General features: G+C 53.5%; 10 protein-coding genes and 1 pseudogene. 6 read left to right on the forward strand and 5 right to left on the reverse strand.

Features of this window, described 5'->3' with window-relative positions; genetic code table 11:
* From FBQ85_13650 to FBQ85_13660, 3 genes are all read right to left on the reverse strand, one after another.
* Positions 1 to 1,770, reverse strand: a 1,770-nt coding sequence (locus FBQ85_13650; protein ID MDL1876199.1) for a hypothetical protein, incomplete at its 3' end; no start/stop codon positions are given.
* A 198-nt stretch (positions 1,771 to 1,968) separates the two neighbouring features.
* Positions 1,969 to 4,602, reverse strand: coding sequence for a TonB-dependent receptor (locus FBQ85_13655; GenBank protein ID MDL1876200.1), 2,634 nt, complete (start codon positions 4,600 to 4,602; stop codon positions 1,969 to 1,971).
* A 400-nt stretch (positions 4,603 to 5,002) separates the two neighbouring features.
* Positions 5,003 to 5,737 (reverse strand): CoA-transferase subunit beta, encoded by a 735-nt coding sequence (locus tag FBQ85_13660; protein ID MDL1876201.1) that lies wholly within the window; start codon positions 5,735 to 5,737, stop codon positions 5,003 to 5,005.
* Between the two features lie 334 nt (positions 5,738 to 6,071).
* On the opposite strand from FBQ85_13660, the gene FBQ85_13665 reads away from it, so the two are divergent.
* The 5 genes and pseudogenes from FBQ85_13665 (at position 6,072) to FBQ85_13685 (ending at position 13,293) form a co-directional block, all read left to right on the forward strand.
* Positions 6,072 to 7,520 (forward strand): aldehyde dehydrogenase, encoded by a 1,449-nt coding sequence (locus FBQ85_13665; protein ID MDL1876202.1) that lies wholly within the window; start codon positions 6,072 to 6,074, stop codon positions 7,518 to 7,520.
* Positions 7,521 to 7,659: 139 nt separating this feature from the next.
* Positions 7,660 to 9,039: pseudogene (locus FBQ85_13670) on the forward strand (sulfatase).
* A gap of 490 nt (positions 9,040 to 9,529) precedes the next feature.
* Positions 9,530 to 10,381, forward strand: coding sequence for a hypothetical protein (locus tag FBQ85_13675; protein ID MDL1876203.1), 852 nt, complete (start codon positions 9,530 to 9,532; stop codon positions 10,379 to 10,381).
* Between the two features lie 29 nt (positions 10,382 to 10,410).
* Positions 10,411 to 11,862, forward strand: coding sequence for an FAD-dependent oxidoreductase (locus tag FBQ85_13680; GenBank protein MDL1876204.1), 1,452 nt, complete (start codon positions 10,411 to 10,413; stop codon positions 11,860 to 11,862).
* A 117-nt stretch (positions 11,863 to 11,979) separates the two neighbouring features.
* On the forward strand, positions 11,980 to 13,293 hold the full coding sequence (locus tag FBQ85_13685) for an APC family permease (protein MDL1876205.1): 1,314 nt from the start codon (positions 11,980 to 11,982) through the stop codon (positions 13,291 to 13,293).
* 358 nt (positions 13,294 to 13,651) lie between these two features.
* Here FBQ85_13685 and FBQ85_13690 read toward each other — a convergent pair whose 3' ends face one another.
* Positions 13,652 to 13,891, reverse strand: a complete 240-nt coding sequence (locus tag FBQ85_13690) for a hypothetical protein (protein MDL1876206.1) — start codon at positions 13,889 to 13,891, stop codon at positions 13,652 to 13,654.
* Between the two features lie 103 nt (positions 13,892 to 13,994).
* Here FBQ85_13690 and FBQ85_13695 point away from each other — a divergent pair, with 103 nt between their 5' ends.
* The gene (locus tag FBQ85_13695) at positions 13,995 to 15,440 is read left to right on the forward strand and encodes an aldehyde dehydrogenase family protein (GenBank protein ID MDL1876207.1); all 1,446 of its coding nucleotides are present in this window, start codon (positions 13,995 to 13,997) and stop codon (positions 15,438 to 15,440) included.
* Positions 15,441 to 15,489: 49 nt separating this feature from the next.
* Here the strand turns inward: FBQ85_13695 and FBQ85_13700 are convergent.
* A partial coding sequence (locus tag FBQ85_13700) for a hypothetical protein (GenBank protein MDL1876208.1) occupies positions 15,490 to 15,664 on the reverse strand: 175 nt, incomplete at its 5' end.

The following is a 15,664-nucleotide window of genomic DNA, read 5'->3' on the forward strand; positions in this document are numbered from 1 at the left end:
ATCAATCGGGGGTTGCACGGCGAAGCTTTCATCCAGCACACAAAACCCTTTACCGCCATTCACGATCTCGCCATCAGCATCCACCAGTTCCGGCAAATATGCCACGCGCGCCGGCAAACTGGTGTTGTTGACGCGGAACGACGTTTCTGTTTGAAACTCAATGGTATAATTTTCACCCGAAAATGCCCCGCTGAGATCGACTTCAGCGTCGCCGCCTTGCGAGCCATCTGCGAGGCCCGCGGAAAGAATCACGGCATTCGACGCATCCGGCAGCGAAGCATTATGCGCAACGACAACGCCGCTAATGTCTTTGATCTCGGAGTTGAATTTGTCGAAATCAGCGATGGGCACAAAACCAAAGGGATAAATGTCTTCCAGTTGCGTCGGCGTGCCCCAGGTTTGGCCGCGGTCCGCGCTGCGATAAATGCGATAGCCTTCAAAATCCGCTTTGCCGGTAAAGGGATCGACGGAATTTTCGCTGGGCACATCATCCCAATACAGCGTTGCGCTGTGATTGCCGGGCACGGCCGTAACCGCCGGCGGATTGGGCGCCGTCGGCCCAACGAAGTTATTGTCATAAATGCGTTGCGCCGCTTCGGCGTTGCGCAACAGCGTCTCAAAATTCGGCGCCGCAATGAAGGCAACGCCCATTTCCACGCTTTCGCCATTCCGCAAGTCAAAATCGCCGCTGCTCATGAGATAGCCGACATCGGTATTGAGGCGGGGTTTCATGAACAACCCGGGTTGCATGTATTGATATTGCGCATGATCGCGGCTTTGAAATTGCGGGCCGGCGTCGTCCGGGCCATCGGGCGTGAGGTGATATTCGCCGGGGGCCGGCATATCGCCGTATTCGAAAGTCGTCCAGGCGGTCAAACCCAATTCCTGGCCGTTCACTTCCGGGCTGCGCAGAAATTTTGTGCCGAACTGGCCAATATTGAAACCGGGTTTGCTCGCATAAAAATTATCCGAATCAAAAGCATACGCGAGATTGAGATCTTTGATGAAGCCGTCGCTATCGTCTTCGAACTCGGCGCCCACGAGCGCGGGCATGTCGGGATCAACCAGCACGCCGAAACGGCAATTGCGCAAATCGCCCCCGCTGATATTTTTGACGCGATAAAACGCGAAGACGAAATCGCGCGTCAAACGCGAATTGATTTGAATCAAACGGCATTCGACTTCGACATGCAACGGCAGCTGGCTGCTGACTACCGGATCATTATCATCGCGCATGATCCAGTACGATTCTTGGCGCGCGAGATTGCGCAACTCGGTGGGATCGATGAAGCCGCCACCCAGCGCCGGCCACGAGCCGTTCCATTGCGGCGCATAGCTCTCTACAATATCGCTGCGCGGCACGATCGCCGTTTCAAAAATCGGCGATACATAGTCGGGATTGTCAAAGCCCGGCTCCGGGTTGAATTGATTGTCGGAAATATCGTTGTAGGATTCGCTGCAAATCGTATCGCCGTCGGCGTTCACCGCGCCAAAGACAATGCCGACCTGCCAGACCATGTAATTCAGCGTGCCCGCCGGCCACTCGATGCTGCGGGTGTAATCACGGTCGCCAATGAAGCCGTTGTTGTCGTGATAAACCACCATGCGGCCGTTATCCATACGGCCGAGCTTGCGATCTTTAAACGCCGCCGGTTTCAGCAGCTTGTTGCCCTGCCGCATTTTGAGGATGCGTTGAATCTTCTCGGCCTTGCCCTCGCCGGCTTGAATTGTTTCGACGGCGAATAGCATTGCCACGAATGGCAGGAGCAAGAGAGTCGCTTTTATAGTCATTTTTGAAGATAGCTGTTTCATTCCTCAAAACCTCCGAAGGTTATCTCCAACTTATAGCGAAACATTTATTCATTTGAGTCATTCTCCAGGAACTTTCATCACCCATTCGCCAAGGCCCTGTTAGAGACGTTGACAGAATGATAACGAAAGTATGCCTAAAGGCATTACTACAAACGTTCACATATTCAACTCAAACCCAAGGCGAATATTGCGCTGCGCGCCAATGTTGTAAGGGTCGCGTTTACCTTGCGGCGTGTAGCCGGGATCCGTGGTTTCATTCGGCAAGCCGGTGTCGGTAAATACTTCCACAACATTGCGGCGGTTCGTGAGATTCGTGACTTCGGTGAACACGCCGAATTCTCTGCCAGCGAGGTTGAACAGCTTGTCGACACGCAAATCCAACTGCCAGTTGGAGGGCATGCGCGCGACATTCTCATCGCCGAGGCGCTGACCGCGGCTGTCGGTGGGCGTATACGGCTGGCCGCTGCTGAAGCGCCCGGTCAAATTCACGCCGAAATTTTGCAGCAATTGCGCGCCGCCGAAACGCGGGCCTTCGCCTTTTTTGTAGCGAAAATCAAAATTGAAATTGAACACATGCGGGCGATCCCAATCGAGAATGACCAGCTTCTTCAACGGCACCCGCGGCGGCCGCGCCAGCAAATCCGCGCGCGTATCGAGCGGGTTCGAACTGTTGCCTTCGGCGCGTGAAATGGTATAGCTGAAATACGAGGCAAAATGATGATAGCGCCGCGTGCGGAAGTTGATTTCAACCCCGCGTGAATTCGCAAAATCTTGATTGATATAATACGTCACCGCCGAGGGACGCGCAAACGAATACAAATCGGTGGCCACGAGATTTTCAATGTCTTTATAAAAACCCGTCACGCTCAACGCCAAAAAATCGGTGATCTGCTGATCCCAGCCGACTTCGAATGCGACCGTCTTCTGCGGCTCGAGATCGGCATTGCCGAGCGTGGGACGGAAAATGTCAACATAGCGATTGTGGTTGAACACAATCTTATTGTATTCCGGCACCTGATAAAAATGGCCATACGAGAAATGCAGATTGGCGCGATCCGTGATGGGATGGGCCAGACCTAAACGCGGGCTGACGCGCATCTTGCTTTCTGTCACACGCCGCGGTCCGAGCGGATTGTTCACGTCGACGGCAACGCTATCCTTCGGATCGAAATAGTCAACACGCAAGCCGACATTGATGACGAGATCGTTGAATTCCATTTTATCCTGAAGGTAAGCCGCGGCTTCGACCGGATAAAACTTGAACATATCCACGCGCGAGTTGACGATATCCCCGCCGGTCAACAACTGCTGGCGCCACACGCGATGGCGATTAAAATCCAGGCCGGCTTTGATATTGTGATTGATGTTCGCTTGATACGTCACATCGAACTTGCCCTGCCACACGCGATCTTCCTGGTGAAGAAAGCGCGGATCATCGCCGGAAACCACGAAATCTTCACCGGCATTGTAGGTCAAAAAGATATAATCTTCCGGCTGGCTGCGCACGCGATCCATAAACGTGCGCGAGAAATGCTGGATCTTCAACTCAAAAAATGAACGTTGATTCAGCGTCTGCGTCCACGCCACTATGCCTTGATACGTCCGCGTGCGCAGATGATCGTTCCCCGCGAAATTATTGTCGAGCGAATCCGTGCCCACGCGCTGGCGATATAACCCCTGATGCGCAAAATAATGATCGTAAATTTCCTGATCTTCGCTGTTGGCGTTGGCCGAGAACGTGAGCTTGGCCGTTTTGGTGGGTGATAACGTTACTTTTGCCGAGCCGCGGCGCGTGAATTCATTTTGCAGAATCCCGATGTTGCCGTCGGTTTGATAGTACTCGCCGGCCAGAAAATATTTCATCGTATTGCCGATGCCCGGCACCGGACCACCCAGACTGAACTGGCTTTGATACGTTCCCCAATTGGCGCGATCCAGCACGCCTTTGGTTTCGATTAGTCTGTCGCGCTCTTGAAAGGTGTAGTCTCGCGTCCGTGTGCCGAAAATGGCGTCCGTCAAGCCGCGCAGACTGAAGTTGGTTTTGCTGCCGCCCTCTTGCGTGACGAGATTCAACACGCCGCTCATGGCATTGCCATATTCTGCATTGAAATTACCGCTGATGAGTTGAATCTCTTCGATCGCGCCGGTGGAGACTTCGCCGCCCAACCCGCCGGTGATGCCGTCGCGCACGGACATACCGTCGACCATTACCGCCAACTCATTGCCGCGGCCGCCGCGCACAAAAAATTGGCCCTCACCGGTATCCAGGCCTTCTGCAAATGCGGCATCACGAATCGGCCTGGTGGTGACGCCGGAGTTCAGCGTCAACACGTCCTTGAAATCATCCGCCACCATGTTTTCCACCACGTCCGCTTCCACCACTTGCATGGTGGTAACGCCGTCTTTTTGAATCAGCGGCCGCTGCGCCACAATCTCGACGGCTTCACCGGTTTCGAGCACAGTGGAAGCCAAATCGAAATTCACCGTTGAGGTTAGATCAACGCTCACTTTGACGTTGCTGATCGTCGTGGCTTGATAACCCATGGAGCTCGCTTTTACGCTGTAGGTGCCCGGCGGCACGTGCAGGATGAAATAGCGTCCATTGGCGTCCGTGGCTGCGCCCAGCGTCGTGCCCAGCACGATCACATTCACGCCCGGCAACGGATTGCGTGTGTCCTTTTCTCTCACGACGCCGGAAATTTTGCCGGTCGTTCCGGCAAACGCCAGACTCGAATGAACAAAAAATGCCAGCAGCAGCATTAACAAAAATCTGTGGTCACATCGCTTCATATGGCCCTCCGTAACATGAAAGAATGAGTACAGTTTGATTGATCGCGAAGACAGCCGTACAATTTGAGCGCGCCTTGCAGGCGCGAATATGCTGCAATCCTGCAGGAGAAAGCAAGGCGGGTGGGGCAGAACAGCAGCTTACCGCTAACCAAATCCTCGGGCAAAAGCTTGATGACGGTGCAATGAAATGAATCGTTTGATTGAATAGCTGCCAAAAGCTATGCCACGGGGCAAGCTCCATCATCGCTCCATTTAATTGTCACATTTTTCAAGCCAAATCACCGGTCGCGGGCATGCCACTGTCGCTCTCGTATGCAGCGCCATGCCGCATACGGCAATTTCTTGCATGCGTTCGTTATTAGGTCGGAATTTCAATCAAAAAGAGCTTGTCAAAAACGTTTCAAATATATATCCGATCGGGATCAAGCTCTTCTCGTATGATACGCAGCTCTTCGGCTGTTGGAGGTTCGGTTATGAGGAGATGATCGGCAATCTTGAGCGGCCAACCGACATTAGTTTTAATATCTTCAAGTTGAACACCGGGATGAATGTCGGTCAACCACATCTCATGATTGGCAGAATCAAAACGAAAGACGCCCAGATCCGTGACCACGACTTTGGGACCTTCCGTGGTAATACCGAGGCGGGCGCGGGCGTCGCCGCCGTCGAGAAATCCGGGACTGGTGAGAAAATCCACGGCTTCCGGGAAATTGCGTTTTTTCAGGGGAGTGATGATCAAAATTTTCTGCGCCAGCGTGGCAATTTCACTGGCGCCGCCGCTGCCCGGCAATCTCACTTTCGGCGCGGCATAATCGCCGATTACCGTGGAGTTGATATTGCCGAAACGGTCGATTTGCGCGCCCCCGAGAAAACCGACCGTGATGCGGCCGCCTTGCAGATAATACAAGAAAACTTCCGGGAGGGAACAAACGGACAAACAGCCAGCCACCAATGCCGGATCACCGATGGAAACCGGCAAGCGTTCCGGCACAGCACCGACGGCGCCGGATTCATAAATCAAGGTGAGATGCGGAGCGTGAGTGAGGCGTGCAAGATTGCAGGCCATGTTGGGCAGGCCAATGCCGACAAAAACAACATCGTCGTCCCGCAATTCGCGGGCAGCGCGAGCAACCATCAATTCACTGGCGGAGTAGTCGGCCATGAGCGGTTAGAATGCTGCGTTCAACAAATAGAACATCTCGTTTTCATGAATTTATGGGGAAGGGCCTGAACGTTTGCGGCCTCGCCTCCGGCTAAAAGCGGGCACATAGTGTCAATTTTCGAATGAAAATGCAAGAAGAAATTTCTGAAAAAAAATCCGCCGTATGCCGAACTCTATTGTTTTTCCAGGCGCCGGCCGTCACCTTGACAATCCCGTCGTTTTCGGCTATATTGCGCCCTCGAGTTGGCGCACGCGCCATTCACTCATCCACTCCCACCAATTCCAGGAGCACGAGATGATCACCGACATGTGGATCAACAACGAATTTGTCGCAAGCAAAAACGCCGAACGCTTCGAGGTTCTCAATCCTGCGACCGAAGAAATTCTCGCCATGGTGCCGCGCGGCAATGCAGAAGATGCCGAACGCGCCGTCGCTGCGGCGCATGCGGCGTTCAACCCGTGGCGAAAAATGGGCAGTCTCGAACGCAAAGAAATGATGCACGAAATTGCGCGCAAAATTCGCGCGCACGGTGAAGAATTGGCGCAGATCATCACGCTGGAAGGCGGCAAACCCATCATTGAGAATCGCGACGAAGTGGAATGGGTGGCCTCGTGTTTTGAATATTATGCCGAGTTGGGCCGCGATCAAATCGGCCGCGTGGTTGCGCCGGCGTTTGAACATCAAATGAGTCTGGTCGTCAAGGAGCCGTTCGGCGTGGTCGCGTGCATCGTGCCGTGGAATTACCCCATTCTGCTCATGGCGTGGAAAGTCGCGCCCGCCCTCGCCGCGGGCAACACCGTGGTGATCAAACCCTCGGAGCTGACGCCGCTGTGCAATCTTTTCTTCGCAAAAATTTTTAATCATCTGCCCAAAGGGGTTGCCAATATCATCACCGGCTTTGGCAAAGAAGCAGGCGAGCCGCTGGTGACGTCGAAAGGCACGCAACTCATTGCCTTTACCGGCAGCGTGGAAACCGGCCGCCACATTGCCATGCTCGCCGCGCAACAATTGAAGAAAGTACATCTCGAACTGGGCGGTAACGATCCCTTCATTGTTTGTGATGATATCGATGTTGATATTGCCGTGCGCGCCGGCGCCTGGACGGCATTCTTGAACAACGGTCAGGTCTGCACCTCCGCCGAGCGCTTTTACGTGCTCGAACCTATTGCCAAAAAATTTATTGAAGGCTTGACGGAATTCAGCAAAACCTTGCGCCTGGGCAATCCCCTGGGGCCGGGAGTCGATCTCGGCCCGCTGGTCAGCGAGGCGCAGCGCCGGAAAATTGAAGCGCGGCTCGCGCAAAGCGTGCAACAAGGCGCAAAAATATTGAGCGGAGGCAAACGTCCTGCGCAATTCTCTAAAGGCTATTTCTTCGAGCCAACCGTGTTGACAAACGTGAACGAGAGCATGGAGCTGATGCGCAGCGAAACTTTTGGCCCGCTTGCGCCGATTCAAGTCGTCAAAAATATCGAAGAAGCCATTGCACGAGCTAACGCTTCCGAATACGGCCTGGGCGCTTCGATTCTCACCAATGATCTTGAAAAAGCCATGCTGGCCGCGGACAACATCAAAGCCGGCACGTTTTGGATCAATGATCCGCTCACCGACAACGATGCTGCGCCCTTCGGCGGCATGCGCCTTTCCGGCCACGGCCGCGAGCTGGGACTCGAAGGCCTTGATGAATTCCGCGAGGCCAAACACATACTCATCGACTACAAGCTGGAGAAGAAAAGTTATTGGTTCCCGTATGCTTGAAAACAGAGAGTAGTATAACCTGATTGGTTTCACCGAGGCAAAACAATACTTAGAAATTTCTCGCCTTTTCAATCTTGCTGTTCAATCTTTCGTAAGCACTGCTCGAACCATCTTTTCATCACACGAAAGGATCACAGGCATGAAAACTGCGCTGCAAGCAACCCTGGCCGCTAGTCTGATCTTTTTTCAAATTTGTTATTCACAATCAAATCAACCCAACATTGTATTGATCCTTCTGGATGATTTGGATTCCCATTCCATTGCGTACATGCCGCAACTCCAAGCGTTGTTGCAGGATCAAGGCACGGCCTTTCCCAACTTTTTTGTGAGTGTGCCGGTATGTTGTCCTTCACGCGCCTCCTTCTTGCGCGGCCAATATGCACACAATCATGGCGTGCTGACGAATCACACACCTGACGGCGGTTTTGTAAAATTTCGCAGCCAGGGGCATGAAAGCTCGACGATTGCCACCTGGCTGCACGATGCCGGTTATCGCACCGCGTTGTTCGGCACATATCTTAACGGCTATCCTGCCGGCAGGCCGACTTATATTCCGCAAGGCTGGGATGAATGGTATGGCGTGATGTACAGCAATTTCTTCAATTATTCGATCAACGAAAATGGCCAGGTGGTGTCATACGGCAATGATCCCCAAGACTACGAAACCGACGTGCTGGCGCGCCACGCCGCGGACTTCATTCGCCGCACAGCGCCAATTGCGCCATTTTTTATTTATTTTGCTTCGGTTGCGCCGCATGAGCCGGCTGTGCCCGCCCCGCGCCATCAAAACAAATTTTCGAATATCACCGCGCCGCGCCGGCCTTCTTTTAATGAGGCAGACGTCAGCGACAAACCGGAGTGGGTGCGAAACCTGCCGCTGTTGACGGCCACAGCCATTGCCGGCATCGATACGCTTTTTCGCAAAAGGCTGCAAAGCCTCCTGGCGGTTGATGATATGATCAAAAGCCTGGTGGACACGCTGTCTGCTTACAACGAGTTAGAAAATACCTACTTCTTTTTCACTTCAGACAACGGTTATCATTTCGGCGAGCATCGCCGCAGAATGAACAAGAACACGGCGTATGAAGAGTCGATTCGTGTTCCGTTGATTGTGCGCGGCCCGGGCGTTGCGGCCGGGCGGGTGTTGGATCATTTGGTGATGAACATTGATTTGGGGCCGACGTTTGCTGAGCTGGCAGGCGCCACGGCGCCGGATTTTGTTGATGGCCGTTCTCTCATGCCCTTGCTGCATAATGTTCCTCCCACAATAACGGCCTGGCGTCACGATGTGTTGATCGAGCATTGGATTGATGACCAGGATAATCGCGTGCCGGAATTCACGGCGCTGCGTACCTGGAATTATACCTATGTGGAATATCCCACCGGCGAATGCGAGCTTTATGATTTGCGGGTTGATCCGTTTCAATTGCAGAGCCTGCACACAACTGCTGATCCAGCATTGCTTGCCCAGCTTGCCGCGCAACTTGATTCATTACGTCATTGCAGCGGCGGTAATTGCTTTCCGGTTGGCGTCGCAGAAAAAAATCTCGCGGTCAATCTATCGGATTTTAGGCTGGAACAAAATTATCCCAATCCCTTCAACCCGTCTACGACAATTCGTTTCTACCTACCCAAACGCGAGCGAGTCACGCTGACGATCTATGATCTCGCCGGCAGGCAGGCGGCTGTGCTGGTGGACGCGGTTTTGAATGCCGGCGAACATCACGTCGCAATTGATTCTGAAAAACTGGCCGGCGGAGTTTGGTTCTATCAGCTAAAGACGCCCTCCTTTTCTCAAATACGCAAGGCAATGTTGTTGCGCTGAGAATAATTTGGGATAGGCCCGGTAATTGCCGAGACAACATGGGAAAATTTGTTGCAATAATATAATGGACATGACATATTGGGATGAGATGTGGTAGAAACGCAACGAAACTCTCAACTCAATTTAACTGAAGAAATTACAGTGAGAACCCGGCCTTGCTCGACGACAAACAGGTAAGAGAATCATGAAGATTGCCCTCACCGCTGATCTGCACTGGAATGTCTCGACGCGCGGAGATCGCAATACCCGACGCCTGGCGGATCGCATAGTTGAGATCAATCCCGACATTCTCGTTCTGGTGGGCGATACCGGCGTCGATGAGGAAATGGCCAAAGGCCTTGCCCTGTTCCGGGAATTCAAAGGCGCGAAATTGTTGGTGGCCGGCAATCACTGCCTGTGGTGCGACCGGCGCGGACCCAATTCTTTGGAAATTTACCAAAAGGTTATTGCTGAGACGGCAGAACATTTTGGCTTTCATTATTTGGATAAACAGCCGTGGCTCGCGGCCGATCATTCCTTTGCCATTGTGGGCAACATCAGTTGGTATGACTACTCGTACGCCTCGCCGGTGATTGCGGAGAAGTATCCCGACTGTCGGGAGATTTACCGGCGCAAGGAATTCCTCAACGGCTGGCATAACGACGGCCGGTACGTGCGTCTCGGCATGACGGATGCGGAGTTCACCCGGTTGGTGCTGGCAAAACTCAAAAACGATCTCGACGACATGAGCCAACGCGCCGAATTGATGATCGCGGCGATTCATCACCCGCCCTTTCCAGAGTTGTTTTATCCCCTGCGCGCAAAACCCAGCGATGATGATTTGATCTGGTTGGCCTATACCAGCAACCGCGCCATCGCCGACCTTTTGCCGCGCTATCCCAAACTTCGCTACGTTTTTTGCGGCCATACCCATTTTGCGCGGCATGCCAGAATCGGACAGATTCACGCCTACAATATCGGCGGAAACTATCATTGGAAACGCCTGGCCTTGCTCGAGCTTCCTTCCGGCAACATCGAGTTTCAAGAATACCGGTAACAGAAACCTCATCGAACCAGGAGCGCTTCATGCACGATGCCAACTCATCGCAACAATCCCTCCTACTTCCAGCAACAGCCAATGGCCATTCCCGTCGCGACTTCCTGAAAGTCCTTTCCCTTGCCCTCGCGGCAATTCCATTGCGCCCGGCCTTCAGCTTCCCCGAAAAAGATCCCGTCAAATTTTTCTCGCGCCAGAAAACCGAACGTCCGAAAAAGGTAATCATTTTGGGCGCGGGATTAGCGGGACTAACAGCCGGCTACGAGTTAAGCAAGGCCGGGCATGAGGTGACCATTCTCGAAGCGCAGAATCGCGCGGGCGGCCGCGTATTCACGGTGCGCGAACCTTTTGCCGACGGCTTGTATGCGGAATGCGGCGGCGAATGGGTGGAGAGTGTGCATCAATACCTGTTGCGTTATATCGATGAATTTGGCTTGCCGCTTTATCGCGGCAGCTTTCGCGACACGGAAGACGAAGGGTTGCAGTTTTCGCCGCGCGCCCGCAAAGTTCACGAACAGCTCGAAGAAACCGTGAAGAAAGTCGATCCGTTTGCGCACCAGAATCCCTCCCTGCCGGAATTGGATCAACTCTCCTTTCTCGAATTTCTCCAAAAAATGGAAGCGCCGCCGGATATGATCGAACAAATGCAGCGCTCGATTTCAGGTTTGATGGCAATCAATATCGAAAGCATTTCGGCCCTGCATATTTTGAATGAATATGCGCTGCCGGAAAGCCAGGCTAGTTTTCGCATCGCCGGCGGCAATGATCTTGTTCCCAAAACGCTGGCGAGCCAGATGCGCGAGCACATTCATTATTCGCGGCCAGTGGTGAAAATCGAGCATGACGTCTCCGGCGTGCGCGTGACTTTTCTCGAAAACGGCACGATGCAGACCATCACCGGCGAGCGTCTCGTCATTGCCGCGCCCTTCACCTGCGTGCGCAAGATTGAAATAACGCCCGCACTCTCTCCTGAAAGAATGAAAGCCATCAACACTCTCGCTTACGGCCAAATTCTCAAAGCGCCGCTGCAATTCCGCGAACGCTTCTGGTTGAACAAAGAAGGCGAGCCGCGCAAAAGTTTGCAGAACATGATCGGTTCGGTTTATGAAGCCAGCGGCGGACAAGCCGGCGTGCGCGGTTTGCTGGTGGCTTACATTCCCGACAAAAGCGGTATGGAGATGGCAGCAATCCCGCCGGAGCAACGCTTGAAGAATATCCTCTCTAAAGTTGCCGAGATTCATCCCGAAGCGCCGCGCCATTACGAAGGCGGTTACGTGAAATGGTGGCAGGAAGACGAATGGGCAGGTGGCACCTATGCTTATTTCCGTCCCGGTGAAATTACCACGGTACGCAAAACCATTTCCCGGCCCGAGGGCCGCATTCATTTCGCGGGCGAGCATACCGCCGGCTGGCAGGGCTACATGAACGGCGCGGTGGAGTCCGGGCATCGCGTAGCGCAGGAGATTCACGAAGCCGCATAGAAGTGGATGATTGGATTATTGGAGTGTTGGAGTCTCAGCGATCCACCAATCCAACGATCCAACGCCATCCGTCAATCCACCGCATCCTTCAACCTCGCATGATATTCCGGAGACCTCATGGCCGCTTCTTCCGTAAAGAAAGCAACTTTTTTACAACTCGCTTTCATGATTTACGGCGCGGTGTGCGCCGGCGCTTTTGGCTTGGAAGACATGATCTCCACTGCCGGGCCGGGCATGGCGATTCTCACGCTGGCCATCATGCCGTTTTTGTTCAGTATTCCGGTGTCATTTGCGGTGGGCGAACTCACTACGATGCTGCCGGTGGAAGGCGGGCAGTATCGCTGGTCGCGCATGGCCTTCGGCGATTTTTGGGGATTTCAAGCCGGCTGGTGGGCGTGGATGACGGGCGTGGTCACCAATGGCTTGTTTGCGGTGCTGTTCACGGATTATCTGCAAAACTGGTTTCCACAGCTCACCGGTTTCAATCATTGGCTGGTTTGCCTGGCGCTGATTTGGTTCATGCACGTTCTCAACCTGCGCGGCATTCAAGTGGTGGGCAACACCGCGATTTTACTGAGCGCCATCTTGCTCATGCCGTTCATCATCATGATAGTGCTCGGCGTTTTACAATGGCAACACAATCCTTTCACGCCGTTTTTGGCGCCGGGGAAAAATTCGGTGAGTGGCTTTGGCAGCGCGGTGGTGTTGGCCATCTGGCTTTACTCGGGCTATGATAAACTTTCGGCAGCCGCAGAAGAAGTCGAGAATCCGCGAAAAGTTTTTCCGCCGGCATTGTTTTTTGCGGCAACGCTGGCCATGCTCAGTTATGTGTTGCCGACCATTGCCGGGCTGGCGGCGTTGGGCAATTGGCAGGATTGGGCGGGTGCGTATTTCTCCACGGCTGCCGCCAAAATCGGCGGCGATTGGCTGGGGCATTTCATGACGATCGGCGCGTTGTGCAGCAACGCGCTGTTGTTGAACGTGACCATGCTGGCGGCTTCGCGCTATCCCTTGACTCTCGCGCAAGACGGTTTTTTACCGAATTTCCTCACCAAAATACATCCGCGTTTCGGCACGCCGACGCAGGCTTTGTTGTGGGGCAGTGTGACCTACAGCCTGCTCGCGCTGTTCGATTTCACCCAATTGATCATTATCTACTCGTGGTTTCAAATGGCGAGTTATATTTTGCTGTACGCCAATGTCTGGAAAATGCGGTACACCCATGCCAGTGCCAGGCGGCCTTTCAAAATTCCATTTGGAACGCCGGGGCTGTTTCTGGCCATGCTGCCAACGTGCATCATGGCGCTAGTGGCGATCAGCAGTACGGTTTATGAAGACGGCGTATTCAATCAGAGGCAATTTGTAATCGGGGCGCTGGCGTTGCTTTCGGGGCCGGTGATTTATGGGATGGTGAAATGGATCAAGAGATGAGAAATCAAATTGACCGGCACGACGACGATAATACCAATGATTAACAAATGCGTGAATAGGAAGGTGCGATTCAGCGTTTTGGTTTTGTGGATTTGCGTCCCCCCCGCGCATGCGACGATTCGTTGATAGGGCATAGCGAACAGCACTCACGGCCTCCGGGGCAATGTCGATGAGTTGTCCATGATCATCAACTGAGACGATCATCATCCCGGTAACGATGATTTCCGGATGATTGACAATTTGCTTTTCACCGTTGTCAAGATGAAAAACAAGCGGTTTGAAGGGCCGGGCACTTACAAATCTCCGTATGGCATCGAAACTCATCGGCGTTTTCCCCAGACTTGGATTTCTTTTCCAGTCATCTTTTTGAAGTTGCACGTTTCAAGCGGCGCGATGTTTTTGGAGCATGACGTATGGCTGTAATCGCTTCCGGGGCGATATAAACCGGCTTGCCGATGTCATCGACAGCGATAACCATGACATCAGTAACGATAATTTCCGGATGATTGATGCGCTGCGTCTCGCCGTTATCAAGATGAAACACCAGCGGCTCAAAAGGACGAGCGCCTACAATTCTGCGAATCTCGTTAAAGTTCATGACTGCTCTCCTTATAGCATGTTTGATTTCTTAATGAAACGAAGATACGCGAATTTTCACGGGATTCAACTATATTTTTATGGAGCCTCAAATGACCCATCGCATGTACCTCGACGGCCGGTTCGTCGAAGCGGGCAACAAGCAAACGCGCGACATTTACAATCCCGCCCAAGGCGAGGTGATGGCGCGCGTGCCGGAGGCAACGCCGGCGGATGTTGAAAAAGCCATTGCCGCGGCGCGGCGGGAATTCGATGAAGGCAAATGGCCGAACCTCGCGCCGGCGAAGCGCGGGCATATTCTCTTTAAAATCGCCGAAGCGATTCGTGCGCAGGCGCAAGTACTGGCAAGACTCGAAACCATGAACATGGGTAAACCGCTTTCCGAGGCCGAAGGCGATGTTGCCGATGCCGCAGACAGTTTCGAGTATTACGGCGGCCTGGCCAACAAAATCACCGGCGAGGTGAATCCCGTCAATCCGCGCGCATTTGATTTTACTTTGAAAGAACCGATTGGCGTGTGCGGGCAAATTATTCCGTGGAATTTTCCGCTGATGATGGCGGCCTGGAAAATCGCGCCGGCGATTGCCGCCGGATGCACGGTTGTTTTGAAACCGGCGGAACAAACGCCGCTCACCGCGCTCAAGCTCGCGGAGATTCTCGACGGCATTGAGGATTTGCCCAAAGGCGTTGTCAATATTGTTACCGGCGATGGCCCGACGGCGGGCGCAACGCTGGTAAGAAGCCGAGACGTTGACAAAATAGCCTTTACCGGCAGCACGGAAGTGGGCAAATGGATTCTCAAAACCGCCGCCGAAACCAATCTCAAAAAAGTCACGCTCGAACTGGGCGGCAAATCGCCCAACATCTTTTTTGCGGATTCCGATTTTGAGATGGCGATTGCGGGCGCGCTGTTCGGCATCGTTTATAATCAAGGCGAAGTCTGCTCCGCGGGCTCGCGCATTCTGGTGGAAAAATCCATTCACAAAAAACTGGTGGAAGCCATGGCCGAGCGCGCCCAGAAAATTCGACTAGGCGATGGGCTTGATCCCTCAACCAAAATGGGGCCGCTGGTGACAGCCGGGCATCGCGAGCGCGTGGAAAGTTATATTCAAATCGGCAAACAAAGCGGTAAGCTGATTTGCGGCGGGCAACGTCCCGGCTCTCTCACGCAAGGTTATTTTATCGAGCCGACGATATTCGATCAAGTCGATCCCAGCTCACGCCTGGCGCAAGAAGAAGTCTTCGGGCCGGTGGTGGCGGTGATTCCGTTTGAAAATGAGAGCGAGGCAATTAAACTTGCAAATCATTCAGACTATGGTTTAGCGGCGGCAGTGTGGACGAAAGATTTCACCAAAGCCATGCGCATGATCCGGAAAATCCGCGCCGGCATCGTGTGGGTGAATCATTATCATCCTGCGCCGATGGAGGGGCCGTGGGGCGGCTTCAAGCAAAGCGGCATCGGCCGCGAGCTGGGGAGATATGGAATTGAAAATTACTTGCAGGCAAAGCAGGTGTATATCAATTTGCAGAACAAGCCGGTGGGGTGGTGAGTTGCAGCGGGCCCTGTACGATCCGCTGCAACTCTGGCACCGTGGAAATTTATTTTGTCAACACCATCTTTTTCGTCTCCACGAATCCTCCTTCAATTTCCAAGCGATAGTAATAAATACCGGAGGGCACAACCTCGCCGGTGAAGTTGCGCCCGTGCCACAACACGGTGTGAAATCCCGCTTCTTGCGGCTGATTGACCAGCCGTGTTACTACTTGGCCGAGA

Source organism: Cytophagia bacterium CHB2 (assembly GCA_030263535.1).
Classification (GTDB): domain Bacteria; phylum Zhuqueibacterota; class Zhuqueibacteria; order Zhuqueibacterales; family Zhuqueibacteraceae; genus Coneutiohabitans.

Excerpts from the sequence above, each read along its gene's own strand:
- FBQ85_13655 (MDL1876200.1), bottom strand. The coding sequence starts at position 4,602 with ATGAAGCGATGTGACCACAGATTTTTGTTAATGCTGCTGCTGGCATTT.
- FBQ85_13660 (MDL1876201.1), bottom strand. The coding sequence starts at position 5,737 with ATGGTTGCTCGCGCTGCCCGCGAATTGCGGGACGACGATGTTGTTTTT.
- FBQ85_13665 (MDL1876202.1), top strand. The coding sequence starts at position 6,072 with ATGTGGATCAACAACGAATTTGTCGCAAGCAAAAACGCCGAACGCTTC.
- FBQ85_13675 (MDL1876203.1), top strand. The coding sequence starts at position 9,530 with ATGAAGATTGCCCTCACCGCTGATCTGCACTGGAATGTCTCGACGCGC.
- FBQ85_13680 (MDL1876204.1), top strand. The coding sequence starts at position 10,411 with ATGCACGATGCCAACTCATCGCAACAATCCCTCCTACTTCCAGCAACA.
- FBQ85_13685 (MDL1876205.1), top strand. The coding sequence starts at position 11,980 with ATGGCCGCTTCTTCCGTAAAGAAAGCAACTTTTTTACAACTCGCTTTC.
- FBQ85_13690 (MDL1876206.1), bottom strand. The coding sequence starts at position 13,891 with ATGAACTTTAACGAGATTCGCAGAATTGTAGGCGCTCGTCCTTTTGAG.
- FBQ85_13695 (MDL1876207.1), top strand. The coding sequence starts at position 13,995 with ATGTACCTCGACGGCCGGTTCGTCGAAGCGGGCAACAAGCAAACGCGC.